Below are 9128 nucleotides of genomic sequence, written 5' to 3'. Positions count from 1 at the left end.
CACAAGGCCGAGGTCTATCCCGAGCAATTGTCCGGCGGGCAGCAACAGCGGGTCGCTATCGCCCGCGCGTTGGCCCAACAACCTAAAGTCATTCTGTTCGACGAGCCGACCTCGGCGCTGGACCCCGAACTGGTGGGTGAAGTACTGGCCGTGATTCGTGAGCTGGCGCAAGAGGGCCGCACCATGATCATGGTGACCCACGAAGTGCGATTCGCCCGGGATGTGGCGGATCGGGTGATTTTCATGGACGGCGGACACATTATCGAGCAAGGGCCTTCGGCGCAGGTTATCGACAACCCCAGTCATGAGCGCACCCGCAGTTTTCTTGGGCGCATGGCCATGGAGGGCGCTTGATGGCGAACTTCGAGGTCTTTTTCGGGCTCCTGCCCCTGTTGTTGAAAGGCGCGCTCACCGCCTGGAAATCGCGTTGTGTAGCTTGCTGCTGGCGAGTGCCGGAGGGGTGGTACTCGCAGTGTTGCTGACGTTCGGTCGGTCACGGGTGTTGCATGGGGCGATCGGCTGTTTCATTGAATGGATGCGCAATGTTCCCGCGCTGGCGCATCTGTTCCTGATCTATTTCGGTCTCTCCTATCTTGGCATCAATTTGCCCGCGTGGCTGGCCGCCATCGTCGGCTTGAGTCTGGTGGGCAGCGCGGTATTGGCCGATATTTTTCGTAGCGGCTTGCAGTCGCTGCATGTCGGTCAGTATGAAGCCGGGCTGGCTGTCGGTCTGAGCCGTATGCAGATTCTGCGCTGCATCCTGTTGCCCCAGGCGCTGCGCGTTACGTTGCCAGCGTTCGCCAACTACGTCACGCAACTGGTCAAGGACACGTCCATCGCCTCGGCCATCGCCGTGCCGGAAATCATGTTCCTGGCGCGCAATCTGGTGACCTCCACCTTCCAGACTTCACTGATCTATTTGGCGGTGATGTGCATCTACGCCGCGATGATTTTGCCGATCGGTGTGGGATTCATTCGGCTCGAACGTCATTTTGGGAGCGCGCGATGATCAGCTTTTTTCAGCAGTACCCGGAGTACTGGAGCGACTGGATCGCTCGCCTGTTGCTCGGTGCACGGATCAGTGCCGAATTGTCCCTGATGGGGTTCGCTCTGGCGGCCATATTGGGTGCGTTGCTGGCCTGGGCGATGAGAAGCCCGAGTGTCCTCCTCAAACGTTCGGCCGCGTACTTTATTCAGAGCATGCGCGCCGTACCTCTTTTGGCGTTGTTGCTGGCCCTGTATTTCGCGTTGCCCAGCTTGGGGTTGACGTTGTCCGGCTATTGGGCCGGGGTCATCGGTCTGGGGTTGCAGGGCGCCGCTTACGTCGCAGAAATCCTGCGTGGCAGCCTGGACTCGCTGCATCGCGGCCAGCGAGAGGCTGCCATCGCCATCGGACTGACACCGCTTAAAGCGTTTACGTCGGTCATCCTGCCGCAAGCGATTCGCGGCATGTTGCCGCCACTGCTTAACGCCTATGTGTCGATCCTCAAGGACAGCTCGTTGTGCGCCCTGATCGCCACTGATGAGCTGATGCTGGCTGCGCGGGCCATCGCTTCGGAAACCTTCCTGCCCATGCATGTCTTTCTGCTGGTAGGGCTGTTCTATTTTGTTATCGCTTTCCCCCTTTCAATGCTGTCGCGTGTGCTTGAAAAGCACTTTTCACGCGGGCGCAAAACCCTGCGAGGTTGAATACATGAGCACCCTGGATCAAGTTACTTTCCACAGTATTGCCCAGTTGCAGCAGGCGCTGGATGCGGGATCGCTGACTAGCGAAGCGCTGGTTCGGGCGCAACTGGCACGCATCGAGCACTTTGACGAGCAGCTCAATGCCTATGTCGAGGCCTATCCCGCGCGAGCTCTCAGCGCGGCCATCGCCGCGGATCGTCAACGTGCGGCTGGCATACGCCTGGGACCGCTGCATGGCATCCCGCTGGCGATCAAGGACCTGTTTGAGATCGATGGCCAGGCCATCACCGGCGGATCTCTGGCACAGGCACCGCGTGTTTCGAAGTTGACCGCCACCGCAGTGCAACGCCTGGAGCGCGCCGGGGCAATCATTCTTGGTAAGACCCAAACCGTCGAATTCGCTTTCGGTGGCTGGGGCACCAACGCAGTCATGGGCACGCCGTGGAACCCGTGGGACCGCAACGTGCATCATGCTCCGGGTGGCTCAAGCAGCGGCTCGGCAGTGGCCGTGGCCAGTGGGTTGGCAAGCGCTGCGTTGGGCACTGATACGGGTGGCTCGGTGCGGATTCCGGCGGGCATGTGCGGTTTGGTCGGGCTGAAAACCACGCGTGGGCTTATCAGTCGCCATGGCTTGATCGAGCTGTGTCCATCGCTGGATTCGGTGGGGCCTATCACCACACAGTTGAAGATGCGGCGTGGATGCTGGATGCACTGCTGGGCCCGGACCCGCTGGATCCGGTTTCGGCCCAGTCCCCTGTATTCAGCGCCGCTGCCGGTCTCAATCAGTCGGTAGCCGGTTTGCGCATCTGGGTGTTGCCACAGGCCGAACGAGCGCATGTCGCTCCTGGGGTGCTGAAGGCTTACGATTTGGGGCTCGAGCAGTTGGCCGCGTTGGGCATGCAACTGGTCGAGCAACCGCTACCCACGTCGTTGGAGCAGTGCATGCGCATCGCGGGTGGGCTTATGAGCGCCGAAGGTTATGCCAGTCTGGGGAGCTTGTTCGAGCGCGACGATCTGCGTTTCGACCCCCATGTTCAACGCCGCGTACTCAGTGGTCGGGCCATCGACGCAGCGTTGTATATCCAGTTGCAAAATCAGCGCCGCGCCGCTCGGCACGCCATGCAGGAGGCCATGACCAACATAGACGCCTGCGCTTTCCCGACCAATGCTATTGGCAGTGTGCCGTTGGATGAGGTCGATGAATATGGCACGCCACTGGCCTTGTTGGGGCGGTTCGCCAACTTGCTGAACCTGTGTTCGGTGGCGCTGCCCATCGGGTTCGATGAAAAGTGCATGCCGGTCTCGATGCAGATTGTAGGTCGGGCATTCGCCGAGCCGCTGATTCTGCGCATCGGCCATGCCTATCAACAGGTCAGCGATTGGCACAGGCAACGGCCTGCGGGCTGGGAGCTGGCGGACACGTCCGAGGCCTGGGGTACATCCGCGTAGCCAGGTCAGCAGGCAGGGCGCCTCGCGGTTGCTTTTGATTCTGTTGACCGAGAAAGCGAGGCGGCCTGACAGCCGACCTGATTTGGTAGATACCCCCGATCCCTTGTAGGAGCTGGCTTGCCAGCGAAGGCGGCCTAGTAGCCGACCTGATTTTTGCGGCTGTACCCGGTTCAGTGTAGGAGCTGGCTTGCCAGCGAAGGCGGCCTACGAGCCGACCTGACTTTCGCGGGTGTACCCGGTTTAAATGTGGGAGTGAGCCTGCTCGCGATGGCGGCCTGACAGCCGACCTGGATTTTGTTGACCGAGTACATATCCATTCCTGCGGTAACGACCACTGATGGTTCCGCCCTGACGGCGGGTCACTTGGAAGAGCCCCAAGTAACCAAGGGCTCTTGCCCCTGTCGTTCGGTGCCTCGCTGTGGCTCGGCATGCCCTCGCTCCGGTCCTGCTCCGTGGGCCCGCCGCGATCGGCCATCCTTGGCCGTGCGCGGCTAACCCGGCATCCATGCCGGGTTACCCACTGCGCAGAACCTGCGCTCGGCCTCTCGATGGGGCAAGAAAATCAAAAGCCAGATCAACAGCCAAAGCGAGGCGGCCTACGAGCCGACCTGACTTTCGCGGGTGTACCCGGTTTAAATGTGGGAGTGAGCCTGCTCGCGAAGGCGGCCTCATAGCCGACCTATCTTTTGTTGACTGCATACATATCCATTCCTGCGGTAACGGCCACTTATGGTTCCGCCCTGACGGCGGGTCACTTGGAACAGCCCCAAGTAACCAAGGGCTCTTGCCCCTTTCGTTCGGTGCCTCGCTAAGGCTCGGCATGCCCTCGCTCCGGTCCTGCTCCGTGGGCCCGCCGCGATCGGCCATCCCTGGCCGTGCGCGGCTAACCCGGCATCCATGCCGGGTTGCCCACTGCGCAGAACCTGCGCTCGGCCTCTCGAGGGGGCAAGAAAATCAAAAGCCAGATCAACAGCCAAAGCGAGGCGGCCTGACAGCCGACCTGATTTTGTAGATACCCCGATCCCCTGTAGGAGCTGGCTTGCCAGCGAAGGCGGCCTACGAGCCGACCTGACTTTCGCGGGTGTACCCGGTTTAAATGTGGGAGTGAGCCTGCTCGCGAAGGCGGCCTCATAGCCGACCTATCTTTTGTTGACTGCATACATATCCATTCCTGCGGTAACGGCCACTAATGGTCCGCCCTGACGGCGAGTCACTTGCCGGCTAAATTTGCCAACCCTTTTGTTTTCGGATGTACACAAACCATAAGAAAAACCGCGACCCGTCCTCAGGGGTAGCGGTTGAATCTCAGGAGATCAGCCCTATTCTCGGTGGCTGTATTCCTTTTTCTGAACGTTCTCTGGCATTGAGACAATCACATTGGCAACCGGTCTGATAGTGCTTTCAGAGGATGCACCTCCAAGGGCATGAACAGAGATGCCACTCTCTCCGGTAGTACCCAAAAATACGGATCCTCCGCCATCCAGATTAATAGTTGAACTATCATTATGTCGTCCGGTTAAACGCCCCCCAGGCAATGACTCCATACCTGCACTTGTCAACATTTGCCATTCGCTCATGCTAGCGCCTGCACTTCTGTCGCCATTGGAAACTAATGCATGCATAACGGTATCGTCTGCGCCAGTGTCAGATGAATATACGGTACTGATAGCTGCTCGTTCGTTGAAACCACTAGAATGCGTTAATGCGCCTGCATACTTGTTTAGCGGATTTTCCTTTCCGTCCAGATAGTATTTCATCCGGTCGTCGTCGGGGAGTGCAATTTGTTCGCCGTTTAGAGCCAGTACAGGGCCGCTTGTCAGAACTGTTTGGTCATCAATTACTATCTGTCCGTATTCATCTTTCCAAAGATCTGGGACTGGAGCGCTGTCACTGCGGCTCAATGTTTTGCCAATAGGAGAGCCGATGCTCAATATGCTTTCGTTATCGGAAACTAATCCTTCTTTATGAACAAAATATCCACCATTGATAATAGCTGCGCCCTGTGAGGCTTGCTTTGCCAGATGTATAGGGGATTCAGGCGTAGCACTGTTTTTTGTGCCAATTACACAAGTGGATTGGCCGCCGCCCATGATATGCATACGAACGTAAGTTGCGCCGGGTTTCAATAGAGACTGTATCTGCCCTAGTGGGTGCGATTTTTTTTGAGAGGTGTTATCTGGCGGCCGGCGAATAGTGGTTTTTATTATGCCGGGTGCGACAGAGTCGACAGATACCTGGCGGCGGGTTTGAAATCCTTGAAAAGCAGCGAGTAGTTTTCTTGTACCTTGGTAGTGAATGCAGCATTTAAATCCGTGGCTGTGTGGATTTTTTTCGGGGTTTTAATTACGCTTAGAGTGTGCGGGGTGTTGGATGTATTAGTTATTATGCTGTGTGCTCGTAAAAGGTTTGAGTTTTGTTCAGCTTGAATTGAGTGGTTGGTCGGAGTCAGGTGGTTTGCTACTTTCATTTTAATAATCCGAGACTTGATAGTTGGCATTTTTGCTCGAAATGGTTTCCTGGGTTGTTATAAAACGCTCATGTCCTGTGACGGGGTTAACTCTACGGGTCGCTTTACTGTGTAATTCATGATGGGTGAGCTATGCGCTGCGAAAGCTCCTCTGCCCGACAGCCGATCTGACATTTGCAGATATACCGTTCTCCGATGGGAGCTGGCTTGCCAGCGAAGACGGCCTAAAAGCCGACCTGACTTCACGGATGTACCCAATTCAAATGTAGGAGCTGGCTTGCCAGCGAAGGCGGCCTACAAGCCGACCTGACTCTCGGGGATGTACCCAATTCAAATGTAGGAGCTGGAAAACCAGCACTGTCTATGACGAAAAGGCTTACTTGCAGGCCTTAACGCAGCGCGGATCAACGTTGGTAGAGACGCCGATGGAGGTCGTCACAGGTTGACGGACAGGCTCAGGGCGTGGTGGGGCAAGAAAATCAAAAGCCAGATCAAAAGCCAAAGCGAGGCGGCCTGACAGCCGACCTGATTTTGTAGCTACTCCCGATCCCCTGTGGAGCTGGCTTGTCGGGTCGCCGCATCGCAGCGAAGGCGGCCTGACAGCCAGCCTGAATTTGAAGGATGTATCCCGTCCCTGTAGGAGCTGACTTGCTGGCCACAGCGGAGCATCAATCAACATGGATGGCGCCTGACACACCGCTTTCGCCAGCAAGCCGGCTCCTACAGGTCAGAGGTTGCTGATCCTTAACGGACTGGCATCAGGGCTTGCCGGCGATGGCGGCCTGACAGCCGACCAATCTCTCTTGGTTGTAGGAGTCGGATGTAGGACCAGGAGCAAGGCTACATCACCTTGCGTCACTGCCTACAACTACGCCAGAATCCGCCGGCTTGTGCGCCTTGGCCCTGGTCTCTATCGTTTTCGTGTCGCTGCAAATTCAGCGAACGGGTTTAGCAGCTCAGTAAATTTCAAGGCACGCCAATGTCGCCTGTTGATCGGCCCACGCAATTTTTGCGTCGAAGCCTTCGTTATGGTGACTGTGCGTGGGGCACTTCGGTGCGCCGGGTTCCTTGATCCCTGGTCTGCTAACCCGCGTACAGTCGCCACCCTTTCCGTTTAGCAGCGATGTGTGGCGGCTCCATTGATCAAGGAGCTTTAACCATGCCAAAACCCACCCCCAATCCCCCCGAATCACCAAGCAAAAACACCACACCAAATCCCGGTCACGAACTCCACCTAAAACCCGCCATCCTCAAATCCACCGCCCCCCACAACCCCAGCACCATGTTCCTCGTCGCCCCGGACATCAGGACCGAAGACCTGCTAGCCCACGCCTGCGAATCCCTGGCATCCGCCAGTGTCATGGCCAGCGATTTCGCGACGTTTCTGGACGGGCCACAGCGCAGCACTATGTTGGGTATCCAGCAGGTGATCATGCTGGCGGATCTGGCGGTGAATCGGGCGCTGGATAACCTCGATCCGCAGGGTTGACAGCGTAATCGTTCTTCGCGAACAGGCTCGCTCCTACAGGGGACAACGCGCATCCACCGCAATCAGGTCGGCTGTCAGGCCGCCTCGAGTGCTTTGGATCTGGTTTTTGATCTTGATCTTCTTGCCCCCTCGAGAGGCCGAGTGGAGGTTCTGCGCAGTGGCTAACCCGGCATGGATGCCGGGTTAGCCGCGCACGGCCAGGGATGGCCGATCGCGGCGGGCCCACGGAGCAGGACCGGAGCGAGGGCATGCCGAGCCACAGCGAGGCACCGAACGACAGGGGCAAGAGCCCTTGGTTACTTGGGGCTCTTCCAAGTGACTCGCTGTAAGAGCGAAACCAATAGAGGCCGTTACCGCAGGAATGGATATGTACACCCTCAAAAAACACGTCGCCTGACACGCAGCCTTCGCGAGCAGGCTCGCTCCTACAGTGGATCTACGCCGTAGGCGAAATCCTTGTCTCATGGAGATCAAATGTGTGCGAGCCAGCTCGCGAAGACGACCTGATAGACAATAGAAGCTTTGTATACAGCCATAAAAAAACCGCGACCCTCCCTCAAGAGCCGCGGTTTTTCTCTGCCGCGCGATTATCGCTGCATCACTGTTGCCTGGTTGGCGTCACCAAACTGTTGAATGTTAGCCGTCTGAGTCATCCCACTCTGGTCAACACTGGCAATGTTGCCAGTACCACCCTGGGTCACGTAGGCCACGTTCATGGTGTCAGCCTGTTTGACGGTGATCATGTTGTCGTCGCCATACAGCTGCGTGGTGTAAGCCTGGTTTCCGGTGCCTTCCTGGTTGTACTCGGTGCTGTTGCCGTAGCCGTTGGTGGTGCCCTGGGCCAGGTTGGTGGTGCCGCGCTGGTCGGAGATCAGGATGTTGTCGGTGCCGTTCTGGTCGAAGTACAGCTCGTTGTAGGAATCAGCCTGGCTGACCGTGGTTTTGTTGCCGTAGCCAGTCTGGTTGGTGGTCATGATTTGGCCGACGCCATCTTGTTTGAAGCTGGCGACGTTGCCGTCGCCGTTCTGGTTGACGGTGGCGAGTTGGTTGTAGCCGAACTGGCCGCCCAGCTGCGGGCCTTTCCAGTTGCTGGCATAGACCTTGTTGTCGTTACCCACCGAGGTGGCGTTGATGACCTGGCTGTCGCCGCTCTGGTAGGTGAAGTGCACGTTGCCGTTGCCCTGTTGATAGAGCGTGACGGTGGAGGCGAGGGACTGGAACTGGTCGGCGTAGATGGCGTTGAGGTCGCCTACTTGCAGCACATTGGCCACGTTGTTTTCGCCAAAGCTTTGATCGACGATGGTTTCGTTGGCGCCGCCGTACTGATTGATGGTGGCCTGAGCGTTGACTTGGGTGTCTTGCCAGACTTCGGTGCCGTTGCCATCGCCGTACTGGTTGATGGTCAGGTTGCCACCTTCGCTGTAGCGCTGGTCGCCGTAGGCATAGTTGTTGGTGCCGGACTGGTTGATGTCGATCTGGCCGCTCATTTGGCCGATCTGTTCGGCGGTGGCGTAGTTGGTGTCACCGTACTGGATGATCACGGCGTTGTTGGTCGTACCTAACTGGATCTGTTCGATGTTGGCATTGTTGTCGTTACCGTACTGGTAGGTCTTGCCCCAAGTGCTGTCCTGACTGTCCTGATAGACGAACGAGAAGTTGCCGCTGCCTTCCTGTTGCTGCAGGACTTCGCCATAGCCGACACCAATGGACTGGCTGGCGTGGCTGGTGTTGTAGCTGCCGATCTGGTTTTGGGTGATGGTGCTGTTGTCTTCGGACAGTTGCTCGGCGTAGCCGGCGTTGTAGTTGCCGATCTGGGTCTGGGTGATGGTGCTGGTGGCGGTGTCTTGCACGGCGGCCGCGTCGTTGCCCTCGCCCAGTTGCTGCTGGGTGGCGGTGCTGTACGGTGCGTAGCTCTGCTTCACATCGGCGATGTTGGCGGTACCGGACTGGTTTTGAATGGATACGCTGTCATCGGCCAATGCCTGGATGCTGACAACAACCAGGATGGCGGCGGTAAGGGGCGTCAGTTTGAACATG

General features: G+C 57.7%; 6 protein-coding genes and 1 pseudogene. 5 read left to right on the top strand and 2 right to left on the bottom strand.

Features of this window, described 5'->3' with window-relative positions; all coding sequences use genetic code 11:
• The 4 genes and pseudogenes from CES87_RS24750 to CES87_RS34540 form a co-directional block, all read left to right on the top strand.
• The coding region (locus CES87_RS24750) for an amino acid ABC transporter ATP-binding protein (protein WP_141239473.1) at window positions 1-354 on the top strand (354 nt) is incomplete at its 5' end.
• A gap of 73 nt (window positions 355-427) precedes the next feature.
• Window positions 428-1009, top strand: coding sequence for an amino acid ABC transporter permease (locus CES87_RS24745; RefSeq protein ID WP_256591073.1), 582 nt, complete (start codon window positions 428-430; stop codon window positions 1007-1009).
• Window positions 1006-1689, top strand: coding sequence for an amino acid ABC transporter permease (locus CES87_RS24740; RefSeq protein ID WP_030130764.1), 684 nt, complete (start codon window positions 1006-1008; stop codon window positions 1687-1689). The genes CES87_RS24745 and CES87_RS24740 overlap by 4 nt, the downstream gene beginning before the upstream one ends.
• A gap of 4 nt (window positions 1690-1693) precedes the next feature.
• Window positions 1694-3135, top strand: a pseudogene (locus CES87_RS34540) (amidase).
• Window positions 3136-4454: 1319 nt separating this feature from the next.
• Here the strand turns inward: CES87_RS34540 and CES87_RS24725 are convergent.
• Entirely contained in the window at window positions 4455-5225 is a 771-nt protein-coding gene (locus CES87_RS24725) for a hypothetical protein (RefSeq protein ID WP_128608168.1), read from the bottom strand.
• Between the two features lie 1536 nt (window positions 5226-6761).
• Here CES87_RS24725 and CES87_RS24720 point away from each other — a divergent pair.
• Entirely contained in the window at window positions 6762-7091 is a 330-nt protein-coding gene (locus CES87_RS24720) for a DUF6124 family protein (RefSeq protein WP_128608167.1), read from the top strand.
• A 587-nt stretch (window positions 7092-7678) separates the two neighbouring features.
• Here the strand turns inward: CES87_RS24720 and CES87_RS24715 are convergent.
• Window positions 7679-9127, bottom strand: coding sequence for a curlin (locus tag CES87_RS24715; RefSeq protein WP_128608166.1), 1449 nt, complete (start codon window positions 9125-9127; stop codon window positions 7679-7681).
• Between the last annotated feature and the right edge of the window lies 1 nt (window position 9128).

This window comes from Pseudomonas sp. ERMR1:02 (assembly GCF_002277815.1).
In the GTDB taxonomy this organism is placed as follows: domain Bacteria; phylum Pseudomonadota; class Gammaproteobacteria; order Pseudomonadales; family Pseudomonadaceae; genus Aquipseudomonas.
This window is presented reverse-complemented; position numbering and strand designations above follow the sequence as displayed.

What these genes read in the sequence shown, in the direction of transcription:
- CES87_RS24715 (WP_128608166.1), bottom strand. Translation starts at nt 9,127, where the DNA reads ATGTTCAAACTGACGCCCCTTACCGCCGCCATCCTGGTTGTTGTCAGC.
- CES87_RS24720 (WP_128608167.1), top strand. Translation starts at nt 6,762, where the DNA reads ATGCCAAAACCCACCCCCAATCCCCCCGAATCACCAAGCAAAAACACC.
- CES87_RS24725 (WP_128608168.1), bottom strand. Translation starts at nt 5,225, where the DNA reads ATGGGCGGCGGCCAATCCACTTGTGTAATTGGCACAAAAAACAGTGCT.
- CES87_RS24740 (WP_030130764.1), top strand. Translation starts at nt 1,006, where the DNA reads ATGATCAGCTTTTTTCAGCAGTACCCGGAGTACTGGAGCGACTGGATC.